Annotated in this window: 13 protein-coding genes, 3 tRNA genes, 6 rRNA genes and 2 pseudogenes; 17 read left to right on the top strand and 7 right to left on the bottom strand. The window is 42.9% G+C overall.

The genetic code is table 11. The annotated features are described in order from the left end of the window. The first annotated feature begins 33 nt into the window (after positions 1-33). Positions 34-579, top strand: coding sequence for an ADP compounds hydrolase NudE (gene nudE, locus MORIYA_RS12545; protein ID WP_112715650.1), 546 nt, complete (start codon positions 34-36; stop codon positions 577-579). Between the two features lie 44 nt (positions 580-623). After that, the gene (cysQ, locus tag MORIYA_RS12540; protein ID WP_112715648.1) at positions 624-1430 is read left to right on the top strand and encodes a 3'(2'),5'-bisphosphate nucleotidase CysQ; all 807 of its coding nucleotides are present in this window, start codon (positions 624-626) and stop codon (positions 1428-1430) included. A 79-nt stretch (positions 1431-1509) separates the two neighbouring features. Here cysQ and MORIYA_RS12535 read toward each other — a convergent pair whose 3' ends face one another. After that, positions 1510-2883, bottom strand: a complete 1374-nt coding sequence (locus MORIYA_RS12535) for a sodium-dependent transporter (protein ID WP_112715646.1) — start codon at positions 2881-2883, stop codon at positions 1510-1512. A gap of 328 nt (positions 2884-3211) precedes the next feature. Here MORIYA_RS12535 and fabR point away from each other — a divergent pair, with 328 nt between their 5' ends. Further along, the gene (gene fabR, locus MORIYA_RS12530) at positions 3212-3832 is read left to right on the top strand and encodes an HTH-type transcriptional repressor FabR (protein ID WP_112715644.1); all 621 of its coding nucleotides are present in this window, start codon (positions 3212-3214) and stop codon (positions 3830-3832) included. Positions 3833-3854: 22 nt separating this feature from the next. After that, entirely contained in the window at positions 3855-4217 is a 363-nt protein-coding gene (locus MORIYA_RS12525) for a DUF1422 family protein (protein ID WP_112715642.1), read from the top strand. A 118-nt stretch (positions 4218-4335) separates the two neighbouring features. Here MORIYA_RS12525 and trmA read toward each other — a convergent pair whose 3' ends face one another. Beyond that, positions 4336-5433, bottom strand: coding sequence for a tRNA (uridine(54)-C5)-methyltransferase TrmA (gene trmA / locus MORIYA_RS12520; protein ID WP_112715640.1), 1098 nt, complete (start codon positions 5431-5433; stop codon positions 4336-4338). A 415-nt stretch (positions 5434-5848) separates the two neighbouring features. On the opposite strand from trmA, the gene MORIYA_RS12515 reads away from it, so the two are divergent. Then, positions 5849-7708 carry a TonB-dependent receptor domain-containing protein gene (locus MORIYA_RS12515; RefSeq protein WP_112715638.1) on the top strand — a complete coding sequence of 620 codons (1860 nt, stop codon included), beginning with the start codon at positions 5849-5851 and terminating at the stop codon, positions 7706-7708. 127 nt (positions 7709-7835) lie between these two features. Then, positions 7836-8624, top strand: a complete 789-nt coding sequence (gene murI / locus MORIYA_RS12510) for a glutamate racemase (protein ID WP_112715636.1) — start codon at positions 7836-7838, stop codon at positions 8622-8624. A 14-nt stretch (positions 8625-8638) separates the two neighbouring features. On the opposite strand, the gene MORIYA_RS12505 is transcribed toward murI, so the two are convergent. Beyond that, positions 8639-9094, bottom strand: coding sequence for an RNA recognition motif domain-containing protein (locus MORIYA_RS12505; protein ID WP_112715634.1), 456 nt, complete (start codon positions 9092-9094; stop codon positions 8639-8641). A gap of 670 nt (positions 9095-9764) precedes the next feature. Here MORIYA_RS12505 and MORIYA_RS12500 point away from each other — a divergent pair. From MORIYA_RS12500 to rrf (MORIYA_RS12480), 5 genes are all read left to right on the top strand, one after another. After that, positions 9765-11309, top strand: a 16S ribosomal RNA gene (locus MORIYA_RS12500). A gap of 77 nt (positions 11310-11386) precedes the next feature. Next, positions 11387-11463, top strand: a tRNA-Ile gene (locus MORIYA_RS12495). A 24-nt stretch (positions 11464-11487) separates the two neighbouring features. Further along, positions 11488-11563: transfer RNA gene (locus MORIYA_RS12490), tRNA-Ala, on the top strand. 277 nt (positions 11564-11840) lie between these two features. After that, positions 11841-14734, top strand: a 23S ribosomal RNA gene (locus MORIYA_RS12485). 150 nt (positions 14735-14884) lie between these two features. Beyond that, positions 14885-15000, top strand: a 5S ribosomal RNA gene (gene rrf, locus MORIYA_RS12480). Together the 16S, 23S and 5S rRNA genes with 2 tRNA genes alongside form the textbook arrangement of a ribosomal RNA operon. A gap of 76 nt (positions 15001-15076) precedes the next feature. Here rrf (MORIYA_RS12480) and MORIYA_RS12475 read toward each other — a convergent pair. Both MORIYA_RS12475 and MORIYA_RS12465 read right to left on the bottom strand, forming a co-directional pair. Continuing rightward, a pseudogene (locus MORIYA_RS12475) lies at positions 15077-15647 on the bottom strand (IS630 family transposase); the annotation flags it as partial. Positions 15648-15922: 275 nt separating this feature from the next. Further along, a complete protein-coding gene (locus MORIYA_RS12465) occupies positions 15923-17245 on the bottom strand; it encodes an IS4 family transposase (RefSeq protein WP_112714029.1) in 1323 nt (440 codons plus the stop codon). An 850-nt stretch (positions 17246-18095) separates the two neighbouring features. Here MORIYA_RS12465 and MORIYA_RS12460 point away from each other — a divergent pair. The 4 genes from MORIYA_RS12460 to MORIYA_RS12445 all read left to right on the top strand — a co-directional run bounded on the left by MORIYA_RS12460 (position 18096) and on the right by MORIYA_RS12445 (position 23224). Continuing rightward, positions 18096-19640 (top strand): 16S ribosomal RNA (locus tag MORIYA_RS12460). A 291-nt stretch (positions 19641-19931) separates the two neighbouring features. Beyond that, positions 19932-22825 (top strand): 23S ribosomal RNA (locus MORIYA_RS12455). A gap of 135 nt (positions 22826-22960) precedes the next feature. Next, a 5S ribosomal RNA gene (gene rrf, locus MORIYA_RS12450) occupies positions 22961-23076 on the top strand. Between the two features lie 71 nt (positions 23077-23147). Then, positions 23148-23224, top strand: a tRNA-Asp gene (locus tag MORIYA_RS12445). Between the two features lie 665 nt (positions 23225-23889). On the opposite strand, the pseudogene MORIYA_RS12440 reads toward MORIYA_RS12445, so the two are convergent. Both MORIYA_RS12440 and MORIYA_RS12435 read right to left on the bottom strand, forming a co-directional pair. Then, positions 23890-24048, bottom strand: a pseudogene (locus MORIYA_RS12440) (IS1595 family transposase); the annotation flags it as partial. 97 nt (positions 24049-24145) lie between these two features. After that, positions 24146-24889: a PKD domain-containing protein gene (locus MORIYA_RS12435; RefSeq protein ID WP_112715627.1), complete on the bottom strand. Its 744-nt coding sequence runs from the start codon at positions 24887-24889 to the stop codon at positions 24146-24148. 350 nt (positions 24890-25239) lie between these two features. On the opposite strand from MORIYA_RS12435, the gene glnK reads away from it, so the two are divergent. Beyond that, the gene (gene glnK, locus MORIYA_RS12430) at positions 25240-25578 is read left to right on the top strand and encodes a P-II family nitrogen regulator (RefSeq protein WP_112715625.1); all 339 of its coding nucleotides are present in this window, start codon (positions 25240-25242) and stop codon (positions 25576-25578) included. Positions 25579-25590: 12 nt separating this feature from the next. After that, positions 25591-26823: an ammonium transporter gene (locus MORIYA_RS12425; protein WP_112715623.1), complete on the top strand. Its 1233-nt coding sequence runs from the start codon at positions 25591-25593 to the stop codon at positions 26821-26823. Positions 26824-26995 lie beyond the last annotated feature (172 nt).

Here is a 26995-nt window from a genome sequence, read left to right as displayed (position 1 = left end):
CGTATAAGCGTTACGACAAGGATGCAAACTAAAATGACACATCAAAAACCTGAAATATTACGCACTAGTATTGTTGCTGAAAGTCGATTATTTAAAATCGAGTCTGTCGCATTGCGTTTTTCGAATGGCGTTGAACGTACTTACGAAAGAATGAAGGGTGGTGGTTACGGCGCGGTGATGATGGTACCTATCGATGCTGACGATAATCTTATTTTGATCCGTGAATATGCAGTGGGTACTGAAAACTATGAACTGGGTTTCCCCAAAGGGGCGATCGATAAAGATGAAACGGCACTGACCGCCGCGAATCGAGAATTGATGGAAGAGGTTGGCGTTGGGGCCAAAAAATTAACCTTACTGAAAGAAGTTAATTTGGCGCCGAGCTATTTCTCTGCGCGAATGCAGATTTATCTCGCACAAGATCTGTATCCTGAATCATGTGAAGGTGATGAGCCTGAGCCGCTCGAAATTATAAAGTGGCCACTAGCGAGGGCAAATGAGCTTCTTGATAATGATGAGATCACAGAATCTCGTGCTATTTGTGCATTATTACTTGCTCTAAAACAATTAGATAAGTAATACTAAATCATTAACGATGGCGAGAATAAAGTAGGAAATGCGATATGCAAATAATGACCTTAATTCCAGAGTTAAAAAAAATTGCCCGCGCCACAGGTGCAGTTATTTATGATATTTATCAGTCGGGCGAGTTTGAACAAGAAATTAAACTCGATCATACCCCAGTCACCAGTGCTGATATAGCGGCTCATAAATACTTATTAAAACAACTCGCGCTGCTGACTCCGGATATTCCGATCTTGTCTGAAGAAGACTGTGATATAGCAACCGCTGAGCGTCAATCTTGGGATACTTATTGGTTATTAGACCCGCTAGATGGCACCCAAGAGTTTATCTCTCGAAGTGGTGATTTTGCAACGATTATAGCTTTAGTACATAAGAACAAACCTGTATTAGGGATGATTTATGCGCCTAAAGATGATTTTTTATATTGGGCTGTGGATGGTGAGGGCGCATACAAAGAAACATCAGAAGGTGAAGTTCAGATATTCAGTCATACCTGCCCACAACCTTTAACGAATTTAAATGTCGTTGTGAGCCGTGTTCAGAACCCTGCTAATATCCGTAAACTGGTCGCGGATGATATTGACTTAGCATTACAGTCTCTGGGTTCTGCGAGTTTAAAAGGCTGCTTGGTTGCAGAAGGTAAAGCGGATTGTTATATACGCTTCGGTATTACTGGTGAGTGGGATACTGCGGGTACACAATGTATCGTCGCAGAAGCCGGCGGTGCTATTCTTGATTTGAATTTAAACCCACTGTCTTATAATCAGCGTGATACTTTAAAGAATCCAGACTTTATTGTACTCGGAGACCGTAATTTGACATGGTCTGAGATCTTAACGGGCTAAATAAATTAATTTTATAGCAAATATAGAAAAGGTCAGCATATTGCTGACCCTTTTATTATTCATTGAACGGTTTGCTAATCTATTGGAATGATGTGAATACCAGGATGAGTACTAATACTGGGCAAACAAACTTCACGTACACAGGCCAGATCTTCCAGAAGAGAGAGTGCTCTGTGACACCTTCTTGCTCTCTGATTTCTGCCATTAGGCCTTTACGACTCCAAACCCAACCTGCGAAGACCGCTACACCTAAACTAATAAGTGGTTGTGCGTATTGTGTTGTTAGCGTAATAACAAAACCAAACAGTGTTGAGAAGTTAAAGACAATCACTAAGCTTAGGCTTGTGACGATAGTACCGACGATACAGGCTGCTTTCTTGCGCGTCATTGACGTACGCTCTGTAAGGTAGCTAGTGGGTGACTCCATCATACCAATTGCCGACGTTAATGCTGCCACAAATAACAACGCAAAGAATAGGACGGATACTGGGTATTGTGCTGCGCCCATCGTTGCAAATAATGCCGGTAATACCGTAAATACGAGGGTATCTGAACTCAGTAGGCTGCCGTCAGCTGCGAAGATCTCAACCCCATTATGCGCAGCGACATACATTGCCGGAAGGACCACCATACCGGCAACAAATGCGACAGCGGTATCCATCAAGGTTACTTGCGCGGCTAATTTAGCAATATTTTCTTTTTTGTTTAAGTAAGAGCCGTATACCATCATGCAACCACTGCCTAATGATAGTGAGAAAAATGTTTGACCGAGTGCCGCAATCAGTACGTCACGATCCATAATGCGGCTAAAATCTGGGATAAGTAATGCCCGTAGTCCTAATTCTGCGCCAGGTTGAGTGACAATATAAAGCATTGCTGCAATCAGCATTAAAAACAGAAGTGGCATTAAACGTTTCGACCATTTTTCGATACCGTCTTGCACACCTTGTTGGATCACTAAGATCGTGAGAATGGCGAATATCACAGTAAATACTACGTTACGTGATAGTGACATATCAACTAACCAGCTTGCTGTTGTTGTCGCCCCCATCATTTCAGCAATCGGTGCCAGTGTGTTACTGATAAACCAACCCGATAAAATACCATAGAAAGAGAAAATAAGTGCAGAGGTAACAATCGCTGCAAGACCAATTGTAATACCAATTAGCTTCACACTTTTGGTCTTGGCAAGTTTACTTAAGGCATTCGCTGGATTTGTTTGTCCGTGACGACCGATCATTAACTCTGCAATTAGCATTGGATAACCAAGCATAAAGATCAGTACAAGATACACCAGTAAAAAAGCACCGCCGCCGTTACTGGCTGCTTGAGTTGGGAATCCCCAAATATTACCTACACCAACAGCTGACCCAGCTGCTGCCATGATGAAACCAAATTTCGAACTAAACTGACCGCGCTTAGGTGACTCTATTGTTGTGCTGATGGTCGACATAACGCTCCGTGTAAACATTTGTTTACGATAAGTTAAATTTGTAACGAAATATTTACGGTTAATATGCTGTTTTAACGCGATCAAGTCAAATTGTACAGCTTACTATTTAGTTCTATGCGGGGTTTACGCTGTATAACTAGGTTTTTGTGCACTTATGATACTAAATATGGTGAGTGTAACCATTTATGTACACTTGTTTTTGTTGTGTTTGGTTATTGTTTATTTTTGATGTGTTAGGTGGGCGAAGTAATAAGTTAGTTACTGACACTGTCGAAAGTAGTATTATAATATCAGTGTTAACAACTTCTTAATAAATGACTTTTAAATTATGACCGGAATTAGAGCCCAGCAAAAAGAAAGAACCCGCCGTTCGCTGATCAATGCGTCATTTCGATTAGTGACAGCAGAACGCAGTTATTCAAATTTGAGCTTACGTGAAGTCGCACGTGAGGCCGGGATCGCGCCTACGTCTTTTTATCGTCATTTTTGCGATATGGAAGAATTAGGGTTAACCATGGTTGATGAAGGCGGTCTGACATTAAGACAGCTGATGCGTCAAGCGCGACAACGTATCGAAACCGGTGGCAGCGTGATCAAAACATCGGTAGAAACATTTATGGAGTTTGTTGAACAGAATCCAAATATTTTCCGAGTATTATTACGTGAACGTTCTGGTACTTCCGCTGCCTTTCGAGCCGCAGTATCGAGAGAATTACGTCATTTTAGTCACGAACTGACTGATTATGTTGAGCGCTCAACAAAATTAAGCCGAGATGAAGCGACGATCCAATCTGAGGCAATGGTCACAATTGTTTTTAATGCGGGTGCAGAAGCGCTCGATTTATCGAACGAAGAACGTCAGGCATTGTCCGAGCGTACTATAATGCAGTTGAGAATGATTGCAAAAGGCGCAGCGGTATTAAAAATGACAAGAGGTATTACGCTGTAAACTCTAACATCGAGGTAGCTAAATGACGACAAATAATCAAGCAGGTTATAAACCATTATATTTTTCTTTTTTAGCTGGTTTATGCGGTAACGCAACGTTTGCAACGTTGACGACAAGTGAGGTTGCCTTCAGTATTTTTCCTCTTATTGCATTAGTGCTGGTGGCTTATAATTGGTATCAAGTTTACATGACGAGCGCAATTGAGAGTCATATAAGTAAATCATCGTTAGGTTTGTTGGTGATAGGCGTGCTTACATATACCACGTTTGTACGTATGGAGTATCCAGAACTGGGCAGTAACTTTTTACCTTTAATGTTGGTACTTGGTTTGTCTGTTTGGGTTGCCAAGACGGTTGGTGTATTTGATCGTAAAGCACAAGCGTAATTTCAAAGTTATAAAAACCCCGTTATCAACACTGTTTATTCTTAGATAAAGCATCGTTGTTAACGGGGTTTTTCCTATTCGGACTAAATTAATACTTTTAGCTAACGTGCTTAAGTATCTACTTTTTTACTAAGTAAACACCTGATTCAACATGGTGGGTATACGGGAATTGATCAAACAATGCAAAACGTTCAATGTTATGCGTTTGGCTCAATGCCTCTAGATTGTCACTTAATGTCTCTGGGCTACAAGAGATATAAACGATATTGTCGTATCCCTGCACCATTTTAACTGTGTCAGCATCCAGACCTGCACGTGGTGGATCGACAAAGATAGTGTTGCAATTGAACGTTGTTAAATCAACGTTTGCAGCTTTAAGGCGATTGAACTCACGCTCACCATTAATTGCAATAGTAAACTCTTCAGCTGATAAGCGTAAAATAGTTAAATTATCTAAGCCATTTGCAGCAATATTGTATTGTGCTGATTGCACCGATGATTTAGATATTTCGGTGGCTAATACTTTATCGAAGTTTGGCGCAAGTGCGATTGAGAAGTTACCATTACCACAATACAGCTCCAGTAAATCACCGTTACAATTTTTAGTCACGTCTAACGACCACTCCAACATTTTTTGATTCACGATACCATTTGGTTGTGTGAAGCTATTTTCAACTTGTTTGTATTTTAACTTTTTACCCGCTACGTTAAGTTCTTCCACCACGAACTCACGATCCAGAACGACTTTTTGTTTTCTAGCTCGGCCAATAATGTCGATGTTGAAGTGTTCGCTTAGTTTTTCTTTTAATGCTTTTGCTTCAGTGATCCATTCATCACTTAATTGTCGATGGTAGAGTAAGCTGACTAACAGTTCACCGCTTAGTGTGGATAAAAAATCGACTTGGAAAAGTTTTAAACGCAATAACTTCGATTTCTTTAGCTCTACGAGCAGTACCGGCATTATCTCGTTAATCAATTTACTACCAGGCAAGAAATAGTCGATTTTAATTTTTTGCTTAGTTTCTTTATCAAACATAATGTAATAAAGATCGTCGCCATTATGCCAAACACGAAATTCCGCACGTAAACGATAGTTTTCAGCTGGGGAATCAAAAACTTCGAGTTCCGGTGGTGAGAATTTCTTAAATATTTCACGCTGACGAGCTGCTTTGTCGTCAAGCTGTGATTGATAGTTATCGGGATGCATTTCGATCATGTGGGCTCACCGTAGTTAGATACTAAACAAAAGAGTAGGGATTGTAAGACCCAAATATTGTTTGTCCAGTACATTTTACTGACTAATCCGGGTCGCCCTTTTAGAGCAAGTTGAAAGAAGGAATCTTCGACGTTATGAAACCTTGATTAAGAATAACAGCATTATCAATATACATTTATTTAGCATAACTCTATAATTCCGCTGCTTATCAAGTCTAGAGCTTTATCTCTTCGCTGGAAACATGATTTATTGGAGGAATTCAGTGAGAATCTGAACCTGTCGCGCAACGGTAATAGTGCTTAGCACTTAAGGCCGGTCTCCAATATAGAACCTGAGTAATTAATAAAATAATAAATACTCAATTTAGCTGAATGATTCAGCTTATTTTTCTACGCGTAAATAGGAAAAATTTACAATGTCTAAAAAACTCTTAGTAGCTGCGCTTATACCGTTCGCTGCTCTTGCCCAAGATCCATCTATTATAAATAATGAAAAAGTCACCGTTGTGACTGCAAACCGTGTTGAACAAGCCATTTCTGATGTGCTTGCACCTATTACTGTTATTACCCGTGATGATATTGAATTAAGTATGGCAAAGTCAGTTCCTGAGATCCTAAGAATGGTTCCAGGTATCGATATTGGCCAAAATGGTGGTCGCGGAAGTAAAGCCTCTGTTTTCATGCGCGGATCTGAGTCAGACCATGTTTTAGTATTGATTGATGGTGTTCGTTTACCGTCTAGTATCACCTCTGGCGTTGATTTCAGTAAAATTCCAGTTAGTCAGATTGAAACAATTGAAATTATTCGTGGACCTCGAGGCGCTATTTATGGTTCAGAGGCGATTGGTGGTGTAATTAATATTATCACTCGTGGTCAACAGGGTGCCAGTATTAAACAAATTTCCGCGGGAATCGGCTCTGATAAATACTATGAAGTCGATTTGTTCTTATCAACAGACTTGACTGACAAGCTACACGTGAATTTTGGGCTCGGTTATGATGATGCAGAGGGTTATAACTCTAAGCCTATTACTGGCCTAAATGATGGTGATAAGCATGGGTCTGAAAATAGAAATGTTTTATTAGGCGCTGACTATCAATTATCGTCACAACTAAATGCTTTTATTCATACTCGATATTCACAGAGCACTAGTGAATACGATTCGTCTTATACGACTAGGTTCCAAAAAGAGCAGTGGTTAGAAACAACATCTGTTATGACTGGTGTTAAGTATCGTCGTGATAACTATTTTGGTTCGTTAACTTATTCATTTGGTGAAAATAAATCATATCAATATGAAGCTGGTGATGATTATAAAGATGCCAATAGTACACTGTTCACTAAACAGCATAATGTAAGCTTTATCAATTCGTTTGCGCTATCGGATTCATTATTATTAAACGCAGGTTTAGATTGGCGTGATGATCAAGTTGAAGATGATGGCGCGAAAGTTGAGGGTGTAGCTTCTCGCTATAATACTGGCTTCTTTACAACGGCAGTATATGAACTATCGTCTGTCACTATGGATGGCTCGATTCGTTACGATGATAATGAAGCATTTGGTGGAAATACAACTTGGGGCTTAGCTACTGGTTGGGCGTTTGTTGAGAATTACAGCGTGATAGCTTCAGTTGGTACGTCATTTAAAGCACCTTCTATGTACGACTTATATGCAGAGAATGGCTCAACTGTCGGTAATTTAGACCTGAAACCTGAAACGGGTGAATCTGTAGAAATTGGGGTAAAAGGGTTCACTGCTGCGATTGATTGGAAGATAATCGCTTATCGCAATAAAGTCGAAAACCTAATCGATTCTATTTGTCTTGTACAAGGAACCCCTTATTGCCAAACATATCAATCGGTGAATACTGATGGTGAAAGCACCTTACAAGGTATTGAACTAGAAATGAATACCACAACAGGTATTGTTGAGCACCAAGCTGTGTTGGAATACTTAGATCCTAAAGATGCCAAAGGTGAGACTTTATTACGTCGTGCTAAATATAAGGTTAAATGGCAAGGTATTGTTCAACTAGGCGATGTTGATTTGTCTCTACGTTACTTATATCAAGGTGAAAGAGATGATTATGTAGATAATTTTGTAAAAACAGTGGCTGGTTACAGCCTTTGGGATATTTCAGCGGCCTACTTAGTTACTGAAGCATTTAAAGTAAGTGCTCGGATTGATAATTTATTCGATAAAGAATATGCGACTGCGCAGGGTTACCCAGCTCCAGAACGTGGTTACTACATTAACGCCACTTATGAGTTTTAAGTTGTAATTAAACGTTAAAGTGATAATCGAGAAGCCAGCTATATGCTGGCTTCTTTATATCTATCTATTCCAATTTATCCCGCGCTTGACTATCATATGGCTTTTATAATGATCCAATGGTTTGTACATGAGTAAGATATTGATTTTTGATTCTGGTGTAGGTGGCATATCTATATATAAAGCAATCAAAGAACAATTGCCAAACGCGGACTACCTTTATCTGTTTGATAACAAATATTTCCCTTACGGTGAACTTGAACCAGCATTTCTTATAGAACGTGTTTGTCAGCTAATCGGTTACATGTACGAAACTCATCGCCCTGATCTCGTGGTTATCGCCTGTAACTCTGCGAGTACATTAGTATTACCTGCATTACGTAAGCGTTTCTCTATTCCTTTTGTTGGGGTTGTTCCTGCAATTAAGCCCGCTGCATTACAAAGTAAAAAGAAAAAAATAGGGTTGCTTGCCACCCCTGGCACCGTATCACGCGAATATACCCAATGGCTGGTTAATGAGCATGCTCAAGATTGTGAGATAGACATGATCGGGACGACAAGCCTTGTGTTGCAAGCTGAGAATAAACTATATGGTTATCCGGTCGACTTAGACGCAATCAATAATGTGGTATCAAAATGGACTGACCCACAGACTAGTCCTGACGTGGTCGTACTCGGTTGTACACATTTTCCTTTGCTCGTTACCGAATTAGAAGCAAGCCTTGGTGAACACATTCAATTTATCGATTCTGGTATGGCGATAGCACTGCGTGTGAAGGATATATTAGGCGAGAAAAATACGATTCTGGATACATGTAATATAGGCCAATCTTTTTGTACCAAAATACAGGCACAAAAAAAACTGACTCTCCTATTTAATGGCATAGGGTTAAGTCAGCCTTTATATATAAACGTATAATCTAATGAAGTAAATTACTCTGTCGGATGAAGAGTGCGCTCATTTGCTTCACGTACTTTTAATGTCCGTTGTTGATATTCAACATCATTAAGCGATTGAATTGCTTCTTTCGCGTCAGCCTCTGGCATTTCGACAAAACCAAAACCACGACGTTTACCGGTATGCTTGTCTTTCATTAAGCGAACGGATAATACCTGGCCATGTTCTGCAAACAATGTACGTACTGATGTTTCATTTGCTCGGTAAGGTAAGTTCCCTACATATAATGTCGTTGTTTCTACAGCTGCGCTGCTTGAAGATGAAGGTGTTGTTAATTTAATTGTAATACCAGTAATAATTGCACCAATAGCAAACGCAATCGGTGCTGCTATTGCATTTCCTATAAAGGAAAGCGCTGCAAAACCAATTACAGCAATAGCTACTGAAATAACGGATGCTCGAGTAGCATTGGATAAAGTTGAAAAGCTCATCGTTTTAAAGAACCCCTGAAAACACGTAAGTGATTAATATGAAAGAATAAAGTATCAATTGTTACTCTTGTCCCTAATAGTAACTAATATATAGAAGAGCGACAATCAGTCTCAATGTATCAATAAAAAGCTACAAAAAATCATAGCTGTGTCTTATTTTGTCAAAAAATGTATGAAATACAAACAAAAATATTAACATCATTGAAATATAAATGCTTAGTCTGTGTATAACCTGGTGGTAAGTTGTGATTAATAATGTCTTTTGTTTTTTATATAAAAAAGACTTGTCATCATCAGTCATCTCTCTATAATGCGACCTCACTGACACGGCAACAGCCGCTAAGTAGGGTGTTCATTAGTATCGAAAGTTACTTTTTAACCTCCTAGAATAAAGTGCAAATATGTGCTTGACTTCGAAATTGGTTTGCGTATAATACGCAGCCTGACTGAGACGCAAAGCGTTGATGTCAATGCTCTTTAACAATTTATTCAAGCAATCTGTGTGAGCACTTGCAGAGATATAATGACCAAATATTATATCAATGTAATTGTGAACATAAACTTAAATCGAAAGATGGTAGTTTTATAAACAATAGAATTTCGGTTTTATTGTTGAAGTACAGAATTCATTGAGCCGACTTAATTGCTTAGGCAATTAGTCAAAAACTTTTAATTGAAGAGTTTGATCATGGCTCAGATTGAACGCTGGCGGTAGGCTTAACACATGCAAGTCGAGCGGAAACGAAGAATAGCTTGCTATTCTGGCGTCGAGCGGCGGACGGGTGAGTAATGCTTGGGAATCTGCCTAGTCGAGGGGGACAACAGTTGGAAACGACTGCTAATACCGCATACGACCTACGGGTGAAAGGGGGCCTCTTCTTGAAAGCTCTCGCGACTAGATGAGCCCAAGTGGGATTAGCTTGTTGGTGAGGTAAGAGCTCACCAAGGCGACGATCCCTAGCTGGTCTGAGAGGATGATCAGCCACACTGGAACTGAGACACGGTCCAGACTCCTACGGGAGGCAGCAGTGGGGAATATTGCACAATGGAGGAAACTCTGATGCAGCCATACCGCGTGTATGAAGAAGGCCTTAGGGTTGTAAAGTACTTTCAGCGAGGAGGAAAGGTGGTGACTTAATACGTTATCACTGTGACGTTACTCGCAGAAGAAGCACCGGCTAACTCCGTGCCAGCAGCCGCGGTAATACGGAGGGTGCGAGCGTTAATCGGAATTACTGGGCGTAAAGCGCATGCAGGCGGTTTGTTAAGCGAGATGTGAAAGCCCCGGGCTCAACCTGGGAACTGCATTTCGAACTGGCAAACTAGAGTTCTTGAGAGGGTGGTAGAATTTCAGGTGTAGCGGTGAAATGCGTAGAGATCTGAAGGAATACCAGTGGCGAAGGCGGCCACCTGGCAAGTAACTGACGCTCAGATGCGAAAGCGTGGGTAGCAAACGGGATTAGATACCCCGGTAGTCCACGCCGTAAACGATGTCTACTCGGAGTTTGGTTCCTTGAGAACTGGGCTCTTAAGCTAACGCATTAAGTAGACCGCCTGGGGAGTACGGCCGCAAGGTTAAAACTCAAATGAATTGACGGGGGCCCGCACAAGCGGTGGAGCATGTGGTTTAATTCGATGCAACGCGAAGAACCTTACCTACTCTTGACATCCATAGAACTTTCCAGAGATGGATTGGTGCCTTCGGGAACTATGAGACAGGTGCTGCATGGCTGTCGTCAGCTCGTGTTGTGAAATGTTGGGTTAAGTCCCGCAACGAGCGCAACCCTTATCCTTATTTGCCAGCACGTAATGGTGGGAACTCTAAGGAGACTGCCGGTGATAAACCGGAGGAAGGTGGGGACGACGTCAAGTCATCATGGCCCTTACGAGTAGGGCTACACACGTGCTACAATGGCGCATACAAAGGGCTGCAAACCAGCAATGGTAAGCGAATCCCACAAAGTGCGTCGTAGTCCGGATTGGGGTCTGCAACTCGACCCCATGAAGTCGGAATCGCTAGTAATCGTGAATCAGAATGTCACGGTGAATACGTTCCCGGGCCTTGTACACACCGCCCGTCACACCATGGGAGTGGGCTGCACCAGAAGTCATTAGCTTAACCTTCGGGAGGGCGATGACCACGGTGTGGTTCATGACTGGGGTGAAGTCGTAACAAGGTAGCCCTAGGGGAACCTGGGGCTGGATCACCTCCTTACGTAAAGTTGTTAATTTTTGTAAGTGCCCACACAAATTGCTTGAATAGAAAGTTGAAAAGCATGTAAGAAATGCGATAGGACTGTAGCTCAGTTGGTTAGAGCGCGCCCCTGATAAGGGTGAGGTCGGTAGTTCAAATCTACTCAGTCCTACCAATCTTCTTACGAACTCTATGATGTGGGGCTATAGCTCAGCTGGGAGAGCGCCTGCCTTGCACGCAGGAGGTCTGCGGTTCGATCCCGCATAGCTCCACCACATCATGTTCTCAGGAAGAGACCAAAGTTAAATCTGCTTATGAATAGCAAACGAATTAACTTTGGTTTTTTTAACTCTAAAATTCAGAGTTAGAGACGAAAACTTTGCTTTTTAGCAAATTGCTCTTTAAAAATTTGGAAAGCTGAATAAATAAAGAAGTTCTTAAAACACGTTATTGCTTTGGCAATAACAATAGAGTGTTCTTGAGTATTCTTGAGGCGAAAAAAACTAGATAATACCTAGTTATTTCAATTGTACGGTCGACTTTAGATTGTATGGTTAAGTGACTAAGCGTATACGGTGGATGCCTAGGCAGTCAGAGGCGATGAAGGACGTGTTAATCTGCGTTAAGCTGTGGGGAGTTGATAAAAAGCATTGATCCACAGATGTCCGAATGGGGGAACCCACCTTACTTTGTAAGGTATCGTAACGTGAATACATAGCGTTACGAAGCGAACCGGGAGAACTGAAACATCTAAGTACCCCGAGGAAAAGAAATCAATAGAGATACCCTTAGTAGCGGCGAGCGAACGGGGTCTAGCCCTTAAGCAGTTTGGAAGTTAATGGAAGGCTCTGGAAAGTGCCACGATACAGGGTGATAGTCCCGTACATGAAAACGACCTTATTGTGAAATCGAGTAGGACGGCACACGTGATATGCTGTTTGAATATGGGAGGACCATCTTCCAAGGCTAAATACTACTGACTGACCGATAGTGAACCAGTACCGTGAGGGAAAGGCGAAAAGAACCCCTGTGAGGGGAGTGAAATAGAACCTGAAACCGTATACGTACAAGCAGTGGGAGCCTACTTTGTTGGGTGACTGCGTACCTTTTGTATAATGGGTCAACGACTTAATTTCAGTAGCAAGGTTAAGCGAATAGCGGAGCCGTAGGGAAACCGAGTGTTAACTGCGCGAATAGTTGCTGGGATTAGACCCGAAACCCGGTGATCTAGCCATGGGCAGGTTGAAGGTTGAGTAACATCAACTGGAGGACCGAACCGACTAATGTTGAAAAATTAGCGGATGACTTGTGGCTGGGGGTGAAAGGCCAATCAAACCGGGAGATAGCTGGTTCTCCTCGAAAGCTATTTAGGTAGCGCCTCGCGTCTAACTATTGGGGGTAGAGCACTGTTAAGGCTAGGGGGTCATCCCGACTTACCAACCCTTTGCAAACTCCGAATACCAATAAGTTCAATCGCGGGAGACACACGGCGGGTGCTAACGTCCGTCGTGGAAAGGGAAACAACCCAGACCGTCAGCTAAGGTCCCAAAGTGTATGTTAAGTGGGAAACGATGTGGAAAGGCTCAGACAGCCAGGAAGTTGGCTTAGAAGCAGCCATCTTTTAAAGAAAGCGTAATAGCTCACTGGTCGAGTCGGTCTGCGCGGAAGATTTAACGGGGCTAAACATACCACCGAAGCTACGGATGCAAAGACGTGTTCTTTGCATGGTAGAGGAGCGTTCTGTAAGCCGTCGAAGGTGAGTTGAGAAGCTTGCTGGAGGTATCAGAAGTGCGAATGTTGACATGAGTAACGATAATGGGGGTGAAAAACCTCCACGCCGAAAGACCAAGGGTTCCTGTCCAACGTTAATCGGGGCAGGGTGAGTCGACTCCTAAGGCGAGGCCGAAAGGCGTAGTCGATGGAAAACAGGTTAATATTCCTGTACTCACTTATATTGCGATGGGGTGACGGAGAAGGTTAGACTAGCATGGCGATGGTTGTCCATGTTTAAGGTTGTAGGCTGTGTGCTTAGGTAAATCCGGGCGCACTTAAGGCTGAGGACTGATGACGAGTCTCTACGGAGATGAAGTAGTTGATACCCGGCTTCCAGGAAAAACCTCTAAGCTTCAGATATAAGAGAATCGTACCCCAAACCGACACAGGTGGTTAGGTAGAGAATACTAAGGCGCTTGAGAGAACTCGGGTGAAGGAACTAGGCAAAATGGTACCGTAACTTCGGGAGAAGGTACGCCAATGATGGTGAAGGACTTGCTCCGTAAGCTATTGTTGGTCGCAGAGAAATGGTGGCTGCAACTGTTTATTAAAAACACAGCACTGTGCAAAATCGCAAGATGACGTATACGGTGTGACGCCTGCCCGGTGCCGGAAGGTTAATTGATTGGGTTAGACTTAGGTCGAAGCTCATGATCGAAGCCCCGGTAAACGGCGGCCGTAACTATAACGGTCCTAAGGTAGCGAAATTCCTTGTCGGGTAAGTTCCGACCTGCACGAATGGCGTAATGATGGCCACGCTGTCTCCACCCGAGACTCAGTGAAATTGAAATCGCTGTTAAGATGCAGTGTACCCGCGGCTAGACGGAAAGACCCCGTGAACCTTTACTATAGCTTGGCACTGAACATTGAACCTACATGTGTAGGATAGGTGGGAGACTATGAAGCATTGTCGCTAGATGATGTGGAGTCAACCTTGAAATACCACCCTTGTACGTTTGATGTTCTAACGTAGGCCCCTTATCGGGGTTGCGGACAGTGTCTGGTGGGTAGTTTGACTGGGGCGGTCTCCTCCCAAAGAGTAACGGAGGAGCACGAAGGTTGGCTAAACATGGTTGGACATCATGTGGTTAGTGCAAAGGCATAAGCCAGCTTAACTGCGAGACAGACACGTCGAGCAGGTACGAAAGTAGGTCTTAGTGATCCGGTGGTTCTGAATGGAAGGGCCATCGCTCAACGGATAAAAGGTACTCCGGGGATAACAGGCTGATACCGCCCAAGAGTTCATATCGACGGCGGTGTTTGGCACCTCGATGTCGGCTCATCACATCCTGGGGCTGAAGTTGGTCCCAAGGGTATGGCTGTTCGCCATTTAAAGTGGTACGCGAGCTGGGTTTAGAACGTCGTGAGACAGTTCGGTCCCTATCTGCCGTGGGCGTTTGAGAATTGAGAGGAGCTGCTCCTAGTACGAGAGGACCGGAGTGGACGAACCACTGGTGTTCGGGTTGTCATGCCAATGGCATTGCCCGGTAGCTAAGTTCGGAACTGATAACCGCTGAAAGCATCTAAGCGGGAAGCAGGCCTCGAGATGAGTTCTCACTGGAGCTTTAAGCTCCCTGAAGGGCCGTTGGAGACTACAACGTTGATAGGCAAGGTGTGTAAGTGCTGTGAGGCATTGAGCTAACTTGTACTAATTACCCGTGAGGCTTAACCATACAAATTAAAGTATGATTAATTGAAATTTTGACTTAAGAATAGATTGAACGCACTATTTATCGCAAGATAGGTTTTAAAGACTTCTTTATTTATAGCTTTTCAGATTAACAATAGAAATTAATTTTCTTATAGAAAGCAAACCAGATTTGCTTGGTGACCATAGTGTTGCGGCCCCACCTGATCCCATCCCGAACTCAGAAGTGAAACGTAATAACGCCGATGGTAGTGTGGGGTCTCCCCATGTGAGAGTAGGGCATTGCCAAGCGCCAAATTAGAGAAAGCCGACATCATTACTGATGTCGGCTTTTTTGTGTCTGTAATTTATGGCTACAGGATTATACCAATTCCTTTTTTCGTAACCAACACCATACTTGCTCAATTGGATTTAATTCTGGTGAGTACGGGGGAATATGGATAATAGTTAGATTTTCAAATTCATTATCTAAATGTTGTTGATGCCAACTTGTTTGATCCATTATGACCACTGCGTGTTTACCTGGCTGCGTTGATGGTGAAATTAATTTGAGATGCTCATGCATATATTCCATATTACTGAATGGGGTTATCATGGCTTCTATTTTTCCGTTATTCACGCAGACAGCACCAAAAAGGTAGGCATATCCAAAATTTTGGTGCTGGACAACACGAGGTCTTGCGCCTTTTTCAGCCAATATTCGAAAGGTTGTATTATACTGGCCAAATCGTGCTTCATCCTGAAACCAGATTTCAACGTTTTTTAAAGCCACATGCCCGGGGATCTTAAGGATCGTTTCCATTGGGGATTTTTTTAAAAGTATCTTGAGCTTCCAATGGCTGTCGGGGATGCTTTGAACGTGTCGTGATCCAACTTAAGTTCAGTTCATGCAGCAAGTGATAGGTATTGATTTTTTGGTAAAGCACATCAAATTCACTTATTGACACTGGTGCGACTGACTTTTAAGCAATTTTATATTTCAGTTCTGCTTTTACCATCAACAAAATGTGAGACCACAAGTAAGCGAATTCGCATTTTGGTATTCGATGTTGAAGCAATGATTTTAGAAAAATTATGTACCTTCTTTTGAGACGCATATTAGATCATAAAATTAAAGGGATGGGTATTATTGCTCGTGCTAAATTACAAGCACCGCTCTGGTGTGATGAAACCTGGCGATAGACAATAGAACCCCGCTGTAGGCTAATGCCGTTCACTTAAGGTGAACGGCATTTCTTTTTTTCACGGGATACCTATCCTTTGAGCATTTCAACAACCTTGGATATTTCCTCTCTCGCCGATTTGGTAAAATAAATTGCTTGGCAGCCTGAGTAATATTCATTGTGTACTTAGGTATATTCCCTGGAGTACAAAATGATAATTGAGTTAGCTCATGAATGATGTGCATCGAAGCACCATGAAAACTTAATTGATTTGGGTGGATGTCATCGAGTGATGTTGCCATTAGCACCATCTGATAGCGTATTAAATTATACGCAAGTAATATGCCCCATAACTCTTGCCTAATGAGTTCTGGCTGATTACTTCGTAAAGTAAATCGGTTGTCTAATAACGATTGTTTCATTTCTCTGAATCCAAGTTCAATTTCCCAACGATGTGCATATAAATCGATTATATCAGCTGGCGGAAAACGCATTGGGTCTGTCATCGATGTCAGGATCTGGACATCTTTCCCTTTGATTTTTCTTGTTAATAGACGAGCTTCCATTGTCTTTGGTAGTTCAGGGAACTTTTTGCGTGATTGAGGTGTAGTTGTTAGTTTGATGAGTTTATCTTGTCGTCCAAAACTTCTAATCACTTCATATTGAGTGTTCTTTTTAAGCGGAATTAACCAGTGACGCATCTCACCCGTTGTTTGCCAACGATGCAACAAACCTAATGAATAAAAGCCTCTGTCGAATAATGTCAGGCTGTGATCAGGGGTATTATCAATTAATCCTAAGGCAAGATTCATCTCGTTAACTTCAACGCTATCAAAAACACTGTTTGTTAATAAATGGCTCGTTAGTTCCATCTGACATACCATGCGAACTTGAGGGTAACTTGCTTTACCATGTTGAGAGCCCGTTCTAGCGAACCCTTTACTGTTTTCATCAGTATCTGGCGTTCGCCATACAACACCGTCGACACCTAATAAATTTAATCCACACCAGTTTCCGTGGTTAGCAGATTGATTCCATTGTTTTTGGGTTTGCTGAAAGACAGATTCAATGACTTTACTTCCTAGTTTTTTTCGTGCTTGCGTGACGGCACTAGAAGCTACATACGGCATACCACTAGGTAAAATAATATCTAATTGGTTAAGTAGCTGGCGCATAGGGAATTTTCGAAATAGCGCCATGCCAATAACTGCCCATACCATATTTTCCATTGGTAGTTTACGCTTTCGAATAGTAGCAACACCGTTTTCTTTTAGTCCAGCATCAATTATTTCGGGAGAGAGAATGTCGGTTAAATTCTGAAACTCAGTGACATTATTTGAGTTAACTAAAGAAAGAGCTGTGGAAAGTTGCATAAAAAATCCGGTGAGTTCTGATCACCGGATTTTGATCTCATTTACTAAAAAAGCAAGATATTTAAGCTTAACTGATCGGCATTACGCTGTAGGCAGTTTTTATGTATTTAAGGCCATATTTATTATTTCGTATTAGCTGCATCAATCATGAGAATGAATATTCATTATTTTTAGTCCAACATATACATTAACGATGGCATTTATTTCTAATTGGAATGACGAGTTTTTACAATTAACCGTCATTTTTATTTATTTTGCGTATTTGTGGCGTTATTGATAGGTCGCGACTAGACTAAATAACCTTGGTCGTTACTTTTGTTATTGAGGTCAGCACGCAGTGGTTGTGTCGGTGTATCGAATACGCTGGAATTATCATCGTTCGTATGAATCGTGATCATTAATGTGCGTGTTATTGCTGGTTTTTTCTGCGTTAAATATTAAATCAATATAAGTGCATAAAATGGATTGCCAATGTGATCTAAATCCCTATAATGCATCTCACTGACACGGCGAACGTCGTTCAGTAAGGTGTTAAAAAGCAACTTCGGTTACTTTTTAAACGTCCTGAATAAAGCATGAATATGTGCTTGACTTCGAATTTGGTTTGCGTATAATACGCAGCCTGACTACGACGCAAGGCGTCAAGGTCAACGCTCTTTAACAATTTATTCAAGCAATCTGTGTGAGCACTTGCAGAGATATAATGACCAAATATTATATCAATGTAATTGTGAACATAAACTTAAATCGAAAGATGGTAGTTTTATAAACAATAGAACTTCGGTTTTATTGTTGAAGTACAGAATTCATTGAGCCGACTTAATTGCTTAGGCAATTAGTCAAAAACTTTTAATTGAAGAGTTTGATCATGGCTCAGATTGAACGCTGGCGGTAGGCTTAACACATGCAAGTCGAGCGGAAACGAAGAATAGCTTGCTATTCTGGCGTCGAGCGGCGGACGGGTGAGTAATGCTTGGGAATCTGCCTAGTCGAGGGGGACAACAGTTGGAAACGACTGCTAATACCGCATACGACCTACGGGTGAAAGGGGGCCTCTTCTTGAAAGCTCTCGCGACTAGATGAGCCCAAGTGGGATTAGCTTGTTGGTGAGGTAAGAGCTCACCAAGGCGACGATCCCTAGCTGGTCTGAGAGGATGATCAGCCACACTGGAACTGAGACACGGTCCAGACTCCTACGGGAGGCAGCAGTGGGGAATATTGCACAATGGAGGAAACTCTGATGCAGCCATACCGCGTGTATGAAGAAGGCCTTAGGGTTGTAAAGTACTTTCAGCGAGGAGGAAAGGTGGTGACTTAATACGTTATCACTGTGACGTTACTCGCAGAAGAAGCACCGGCTAACTCCGTGCCAGCAGCCGCGGTAATACGGAGGGTGCGAGCGTTAATCGGAATTACTGGGCGTAAAGCGCATGCAGGCGGTTTGTTAAGCGAGATGTGAAAGCCCCGGGCTCAACCTGGGAACTGCATTTCGAACTGGCAAACTAGAGTTCTTGAGAGGGTGGTAGAATTTCAGGTGTAGCGGTGAAATGCGTAGAGATCTGAAGGAATACCAGTGGCGAAGGCGGCCACCTGGCAAGTAACTGACGCTCAGATGCGAAAGCGTGGGTAGCAAACGGGATTAGATACCCCGGTAGTCCACGCCGTAAACGATGTCTACTCGGAGTTTGGTTCCTTGAGAACTGGGCTCTTAAGCTAACGCATTAAGTAGACCGCCTGGGGAGTACGGCCGCAAGGTTAAAACTCAAATGAATTGACGGGGGCCCGCACAAGCGGTGGAGCATGTGGTTTAATTCGATGCAACGCGAAGAACCTTACCTACTCTTGACATCCATAGAACTTTCCAGAGATGGATTGGTGCCTTCGGGAACTATGAGACAGGTGCTGCATGGCTGTCGTCAGCTCGTGTTGTGAAATGTTGGGTTAAGTCCCGCAACGAGCGCAACCCTTATCCTTATTTGCCAGCACGTAATGGTGGGAACTCTAAGGAGACTGCCGGTGATAAACCGGAGGAAGGTGGGGACGACGTCAAGTCATCATGGCCCTTACGAGTAGGGCTACACACGTGCTACAATGGCGCATACAAAGGGCTGCAAACCAGCAATGGTAAGCGAATCCCACAAAGTGCGTCGTAGTCCGGATTGGGGTCTGCAACTCGACCCCATGAAGTCGGAATCGCTAGTAATCGTGAATCAGAATGTCACGGTGAATACGTTCCCGGGCCTTGTACACACCGCCCGTCACACCATGGGAGTGGGCTGCACCAGAAGTCATTAGCTTAACCTTCGGGAGGGCGATGACCACGGTGTGGTTCATGACTGGGGTGAAGTCGTAACAAGGTAGCCCTAGGGGAACCTGGGGCTGGATCACCTCCTTACGTAAAGTTGTTAATTTTTGTAAGTGCCCACACAAATTGCTTGAATAGAAAGTTGAAAAGTATGTCTTACTCATCGTAAGACGCGAGAAAGCAAAGATAAACAATACAATGTTTATCTTTGCTTTTTAGCAAATTGCTCTTTAAAAATTTGGAAAGCTGAATAAATAAAGAAGTTCTTAAAACACGTTATTGCTTTGGCAATAACAATAGAGTGTTCTTGAGTATTCTTGAGGCGAAAAAAACTAGATAATACCTAGTTATTTCAATTGTACGGTCGACTTTAGATTGTATGGTTAAGTGACTAAGCGTATACGGTGGATGCCTAGGCAGTCAGAGGCGATGAAGGACGTGTTAATCTGCGTTAAGCTGTGGGGAGTTGATAAAAAGCATTGATCCACAGATGTCCGAATGGGGGAACCCACCTTACTTTGTAAGGTATCGTAACGTGAATACATAGCGTTACGAAGCGAACCGGGAGAACTGAAACATCTAAGTACCCCGAGGAAAAGAAATCAATAGAGATACCCTTAGTAGCGGCGAGCGAACGGGGTCTAGCCCTTAAGCAGTTTGGAAGTTAATGGAAGGCTCTGGAAAGTGCCACGATACAGGGTGATAGTCCCGTACATGAAAACGACCTTATTGTGAAATCGAGTAGGACGGCACACGTGATATGCTGTTTGAATATGGGAGGACCATCTTCCAAGGCTAAATACTACTGACTGACCGATAGTGAACCAGTACCGTGAGGGAAAGGCGAAAAGAACCCCTGTGAGGGGAGTGAAATAGAACCTGAAACCGTATACGTACAAGCAGTGGGAGCCTACTTTGTTGGGTGACTGCGTACCTTTTGTATAATGGGTCAACGACTTAATTTCAGTAGCAAGGTTAAGCGAATAGCGGAGCCGTAGGGAAACCGAGTGTTAACTGCGCGAATAGTTGCTGGGATTAGACCCGAAACCCGGTGATCTAGCCATGGGCAGGTTGAAGGTTGAGTAACATCAACTGGAGGACCGAACCGACTAATGTTGAAAAATTAGCGGATGACTTGTGGCTGGGGGTGAAAGGCCAATCAAACCGGGAGATAGCTGGTTCTCCTCGAAAGCTATTTAGGTAGCGCCTCGCGTCTAACTATTGGGGGTAGAGCACTGTTAAGGCTAGGGGGTCATCCCGACTTACCAACCCTTTGCAAACTCCGAATACCAATAAGTTCAATCGCGGGAGACACACGGCGGGTGCTAACGTCCGTCGTGGAAAGGGAAACAACCCAGACCGTCAGCTAAGGTCCCAAAGTGTATGTTAAGTGGGAAACGATGTGGAAAGGCTCAGACAGCCAGGAAGTTGGCTTAGAAGCAGCCATCTTTTAAAGAAAGCGTAATAGCTCACTGGTCGAGTCGGTCTGCGCGGAAGATTTAACGGGGCTAAACATACCACCGAAGCTACGGATGCAAAGACGTGTTCTTTGCATGGTAGAGGAGCGTTCTGTAAGCCGTCGAAGGTGAGTTGAGAAGCTTGCTGGAGGTATCAGAAGTGCGAATGTTGACATGAGTAACGATAATGGGGGTGAAAAACCTCCACGCCGAAAGACCAAGGGTTCCTGTCCAACGTTAATCGGGGCAGGGTGAGTCGACTCCTAAGGCGAGGCCGAAAGGCGTAGTCGATGGAAAACAGGTTAATATTCCTGTACTCACTTATATTGCGATGGGGTGACGGAGAAGGTTAGGCTAGCATGGCGATGGTTGTCCATGTTTAAGGTTGTAGGCTGTGTGCTTAGGTAAATCCGGGCGCACTTAAGGCTGAGGACTGATGACGAGTCTCTACGGAGATGAAGTAGTTGATACCCGGCTTCCAGGAAAAACCTCTAAGCTTCAGATATAAGAGAATCGTACCCCAAACCGACACAGGTGGTTAGGTAGAGAATACTAAGGCGCTTGAGAGAACTCGGGTGAAGGAACTAGGCAAAATGGTACCGTAACTTCGGGAGAAGGTACGCCAATGATGGTGAAGGACTTGCTCCGTAAGCTATTGTTGGTCGCAGAGAAATGGTGGCTGCAACTGTTTATTAAAAACACAGCACTGTGCAAAATCGCAAGATGACGTATACGGTGTGACGCCTGCCCGGTGCCGGAAGGTTAATTGATTGGGTTAGACTTAGGTCGAAGCTCATGATCGAAGCCCCGGTAAACGGCGGCCGTAACTATAACGGTCCTAAGGTAGCGAAATTCCTTGTCGGGTAAGTTCCGACCTGCACGAATGGCGTAATGATGGCCACGCTGTCTCCACCCGAGACTCAGTGAAATTGAAATCGCTGTTAAGATGCAGTGTACCCGCGGCTAGACGGAAAGACCCCGTGAACCTTTACTATAGCTTGGCACTGAACATTGAACCTACATGTGTAGGATAGGTGGGAGACTTTGAAGCATTGTCGCTAGATGATGTGGAGTCAACCTTGAAATACCACCCTTGTACGTTTGATGTTCTAACGTAGGCCCCTTATCGGGGTTGCGGACAGTGTCTGGTGGGTAGTTTGACTGGGGCGGTCTCCTCCCAAAGAGTAACGGAGGAGCACGAAGGTTGGCTAAACATGGTTGGACATCATGTGGTTAGTGCAAAGGCATAAGCCAGCTTAACTGCGAGACAGACACGTCGAGCAGGTACGAAAGTAGGTCTTAGTGATCCGGTGGTTCTGAATGGAAGGGCCATCGCTCAACGGATAAAAGGTACTCCGGGGATAACAGGCTGATACCGCCCAAGAGTTCATATCGACGGCGGTGTTTGGCACCTCGATGTCGGCTCATCACATCCTGGGGCTGAAGTTGGTCCCAAGGGTATGGCTGTTCGCCATTTAAAGTGGTACGCGAGCTGGGTTTAGAACGTCGTGAGACAGTTCGGTCCCTATCTGCCGTGGGCGTTTGAGAATTGAGAGGAGCTGCTCCTAGTACGAGAGGACCGGAGTGGACGAACCACTGGTGTTCGGGTTGTCATGCCAATGGCATTGCCCGGTAGCTAAGTTCGGAACTGATAACCGCTGAAAGCATCTAAGCGGGAAGCAGGCCTCGAGATGAGTTCTCACTGGAGCTTTAAGCTCCCTGAAGGGCCGTTGGAGACTACAACGTTGATAGGCAAGGTGTGTAAGTGCTGTGAGGCATTGAGCTAACTTGTACTAATTACCCGTGAGGCTTAACCATACAAATTAAAGTATGATTAATTGAAATATGACTTAAGAATAGATTGAACACTTTATGTTTTAAAGACTTCTTTATTTATAGCTTTTCAGATTAACAATAGAAATTAATTTTCTTATAGAAAGCAAACCAGATTTGCTTGGTGACCATAGTGTTGCGGCCCCACCTGATCCCATCCCGAACTCAGAAGTGAAACGTAATAACGCCGATGGTAGTGTGGGGTCTCCCCATGTGAGAGTAGGGCATTGCCAAGCGCCATTTTTATTCAAGACGAAGTCTTGGGTAAACAAGAATAGACTGATGGAAACATTAGCACAGATTGTGCGGAGTGGTAGTTCAGTTGGTTAGAATACCGGCCTGTCACGCCGGGGGTCGCGGGTTCGAGTCCCGTCCACTCCGCCAACAACAACGAAAGCCTGAATCGAAAGATGCAGGTTTTTTTTGTGCCTGAAATTCAGTGGTAAAGTACCGAACAGATTGTGCGGAGCGGTAATTCAGTTGGTTCGACTTGTTATAAAAAGACAAGCGGCCTGTCACACCGGGTGTCGCGGGTTGTGGTTTATAGATAGCCGTCCGCTCTTTCTCTTTGCCAATAACAACGAAAGCCTGAATCGAAAGATGCAGGTTTTTTTTGTGCCTGAAATTCAATGTTAAAGTACCGAACAGATTGCGCGGAGCGGTAATTCAGTTGGTTCGACTTGTTATAAAAAGACAAGCGGCCTGTCACACCGGGTGTCGCGGGTTGTGGTTTATAGATAGCCGTCCGCTCTTTCTCTTTGCCAATAACAACGAAAGCCTGAATCGAAAGATGCAGGTTTTTTTTGTGCCTGAAATTCAGTGGTAAAGTACCGAACAGATTGCGCGGAGCGGTAATTCAGTTGGTTCGACTTGTTATAAAAAGACAAGCGGCCTGTCACTCCGGGTGTCGCGGGTTGTGGTTTATAGATAGCCGTCCGCTCTTTCTCTTTGCCAACAACAACGAAAGCCTGAATCGAAAGATGCAGGCTTTTTTATTGCTAGGAATTTAGTGCATTACAAATATATTTTAAAGTCATACATCTATCTGATTACCAGCGAACCTCAGCTAGCTTAAATAAGCGTTGAGGCATCGGTGCTGTTCGAATACTTGATACTATTAACTGCTCAAGCATATTTTTTAAATTCAACCGTCGATTAAACTTAAAACAGAACTCTGCCAGATATCGAGGTAAATGCTTTTGCTTTAACCGCCACAAGTACATTGCATAATATGCCTTTAAATATCTATTTTAATAAAAATTAAAAATTAAAAATTTATGATCCTGGTTTTGAATCAATTCAGCGTTATAACTCGTTCGATTTGGCACATTCATTATTACCTTGTTGTCTTATTTCATAAGTAAAATTGGTAGGGAATATTCGTGACATTTGGTCTTTATATTGTGCTATTTGAATATTACACCAAGCATTAGCGCTACTGACTGTTGTAAGTGAAACATTATAACTATCTTCCGCGGGGAATATTTTTGTTATCTTTATACCGTTTTCGCTGCTACCATCATGTGGGGAATACCAATTATAGCTAGTAATATTACTGCTAATACTGCTACTGGCATTAAAATTGGCTACTCGATTAGCTGTAGTATAGGTGAAATCAGCAACGGGTTCAGTCGGCTCCGCTGAAACTTCACTACCATCGACGGACTTTACTTTGAGTGATACTGAATATCGCCCTGATCGGTTAAACGTATGGGCTTGCACAGGTGTGGAATAACTCGTCCCCTCCATTATCCACTCGAATTCACTGATATTGCCTTCACTATAAGTTGAACTTTGTGCATCAAATTCAACATGCAAACCATTTATGCTCACGATATTTATGATTGCAGTCGGTTTTAATATTGTTGCTTTTATTCTATAAGTATTAGCTTCTAAAAATTGATATTGAAGGTCTTCTTCAGGGTGTAAGGTTGCTACTTGTCCTACACCATCTAAAGATATTGCCCAGTGCCATGCTATATCGTCTTGCGTATATACTTGACCATCTTCAGAACCGCAAGCTGTTAGCGTTGATAATAGTGTTACCACTAGTAATTTATTTTAACTAGATTATTAAGAAACCTAGTTATTAAGACTGATGGATACCCAGTAAGAATTAACAATTAAAATTAGTTAATGTCTTACGTAATTTTAAGATATAAGAAGTTATTAAAATTGGGATTACGATCTCAAATTAATAGTGAGTTAATATTTAATTAACAACTGCACTGAATTGGGGGGAATTATCGAATGGTCGCACTGTTTTGGTGCTTGTGGTGTCAGGATAAAGTAAGGTGTTTAGTTAAGTTATTGAATTTAGAGTGTTTAAATTGTTGGCACGGAGGTTGAATTAAGTTTAATTATATAGATATTCCATATACTCATGCAAGGAGCTCTTTATGAAGCTAATAAGCGCAATCATTAAACCATTTAAACTCGATGATGTTCGTGACGCGGTAGCAGATATCGGTGTTGAAGGACTAACTGTGACTGAAGTGAAAGGCTTTGGCCGTCAAAAAGGGCACACCGAATTATACCGTGGGGCTGAATATCAAGTTGATTTCTTACCAAAAGTTAAGTTAGAAATCGCCACTCAGAGTGAAAATGTTGATCGCCTAATTGATGCTATTAGCAATGCTGCTTACACAGGGAAGATCGGTGACGGCAAAATTTTTGTTTACGATTTAACACAAGTGGTGCGTATCCGTACGGGCGAAATGGACTCAGAAGCAATTTAAAGGAAATAAATTATGCAAGAGCTAACAACTACAGTTACTGAGCTGCGTTTTGCACTCGATACTTTCTACTTTTTAATGTCTGGCGTACTGGTGATGTGGATGGCGGCAGGTTTTGCCATGCTAGAAGCAGGCCTCGTTAGATCTAAGAATACCACTGAAATTTTGACAAAGAACATCGTGCTTTATTCTATCGCCTGTATCATGTTTTTATTAGTCGGTTATAACATCATGTATATTGGTAATGCTGAAGGCGGAATTATTCCATCATTTGGTTCTTTAATTGGTACACAATCTGAGGGTGCTGATCACTCGTTAGAATCAGACTTCTTCTTCCAAGTTGTATTCGTTGCAACAGCAATGTCGATTGTATCTGGTGCGGTTGCCGAACGTATGAAATTATGGGCCTTCCTTGCCTTTACTGTCGTTTTAACTGGCGTGATCTATCCAATTGAAGGTTATTGGACTTGGGGCGGTGGTTTCTTGTCTGAAGCTGGTTTCTCTGATTTCGCGGGTTCTGGTATCGTACATATGGCTGGTGCCGCTGCTGCATTCGCTGCTGTGTTATTACTTGGTGCCCGTAAAGGTAAGTATGGTAAAAATGGCGAAGTGCACCCAATCCCTGGTTCAAATATGCCATTAGCAACATTAGGTGCATTTATCTTGTGGATGGGTTGGTTTGGTTTTAACGGTGGTTCACAGCTAATGCTTTCAGATGTTGAAAACGCAACAGCCGTTGGTAAAATCTTCCTGAATACGAATGCGGCTGCGGCTGCGGGTGCTGTAGCTGCATTGCTGGTTACTAAAGCCTTGTGGGGCAAAGCAGACTTAACGATGATTCTTAATGGCGCATTAGCTGGTTTGGTCACGATTACTGCTGACCCACTCAGTCCAGCTCCAGCATTTGCGACATTATTAGGTGCATTAGGTGGTGTGTTAGTTGTATTTAGTATCGTTGCATTGGATAAAGTGAAGATTGATGATCCAGTTGGTGCTATCTCGGTACATGGTGTGTGTGGTCTATTTGGCTTAATGGTTGTACCATTTAGCAATACAGATGCAACATTTGGTGCTCAGCTATATGGCGCCGCTATTATCTTCGCTTGGGTATTCGGAGCAAGTATCTTAGTATGGGCTATTCTGAAAGCAACAATGGGCATTCGTGTTACTGAAGAAGAAGAGATCACGGGTATGGATATGGCTGACTGTGGTATCGATGCTTACCCAGAGTTTGTATCGGTTAAATAACTCGATTTAACATTCGGTAAAGATTATAAAGCTCAGCATTTGCTGAGCTTTTTCGTTTACTGCTTTAAACATTATGGATACTGAACTGGTATGCTTCTATTACTGAGAGTCATTATTAGAAACCAATTTCTAGCTATGATATTATTCATCCAGTTTCCTCACTAGAATTTTA

Origin of the sequence: Moritella yayanosii (assembly GCF_900465055.1) — a bacterium.
In the GTDB taxonomy this organism is placed as follows: domain Bacteria; phylum Pseudomonadota; class Gammaproteobacteria; order Enterobacterales; family Moritellaceae; genus Moritella; species Moritella yayanosii.
This window is presented reverse-complemented; position numbering and strand designations above follow the sequence as displayed.

Excerpts from the sequence above, each read along its gene's own strand:
- nudE (WP_112715650.1), top strand. The coding sequence starts at position 34 with ATGACACATCAAAAACCTGAAATATTACGCACTAGTATTGTTGCTGAA.
- cysQ (WP_112715648.1), top strand. The coding sequence starts at position 624 with ATGCAAATAATGACCTTAATTCCAGAGTTAAAAAAAATTGCCCGCGCC.
- MORIYA_RS12535 (WP_112715646.1), bottom strand. The coding sequence starts at position 2,883 with ATGTCGACCATCAGCACAACAATAGAGTCACCTAAGCGCGGTCAGTTT.
- fabR (WP_112715644.1), top strand. The coding sequence starts at position 3,212 with ATGACCGGAATTAGAGCCCAGCAAAAAGAAAGAACCCGCCGTTCGCTG.
- MORIYA_RS12525 (WP_112715642.1), top strand. The coding sequence starts at position 3,855 with ATGACGACAAATAATCAAGCAGGTTATAAACCATTATATTTTTCTTTT.
- trmA (WP_112715640.1), bottom strand. The coding sequence starts at position 5,433 with ATGATCGAAATGCATCCCGATAACTATCAATCACAGCTTGACGACAAA.
- MORIYA_RS12515 (WP_112715638.1), top strand. The coding sequence starts at position 5,849 with ATGTCTAAAAAACTCTTAGTAGCTGCGCTTATACCGTTCGCTGCTCTT.
- murI (WP_112715636.1), top strand. The coding sequence starts at position 7,836 with ATGAGTAAGATATTGATTTTTGATTCTGGTGTAGGTGGCATATCTATA.
- MORIYA_RS12505 (WP_112715634.1), bottom strand. The coding sequence starts at position 9,094 with ATGAGCTTTTCAACTTTATCCAATGCTACTCGAGCATCCGTTATTTCA.
- MORIYA_RS12465 (WP_112714029.1), bottom strand. The coding sequence starts at position 17,245 with ATGCAACTTTCCACAGCTCTTTCTTTAGTTAACTCAAATAATGTCACT.
- glnK (WP_112715625.1), top strand. The coding sequence starts at position 25,240 with ATGAAGCTAATAAGCGCAATCATTAAACCATTTAAACTCGATGATGTT.
- MORIYA_RS12425 (WP_112715623.1), top strand. The coding sequence starts at position 25,591 with ATGCAAGAGCTAACAACTACAGTTACTGAGCTGCGTTTTGCACTCGAT.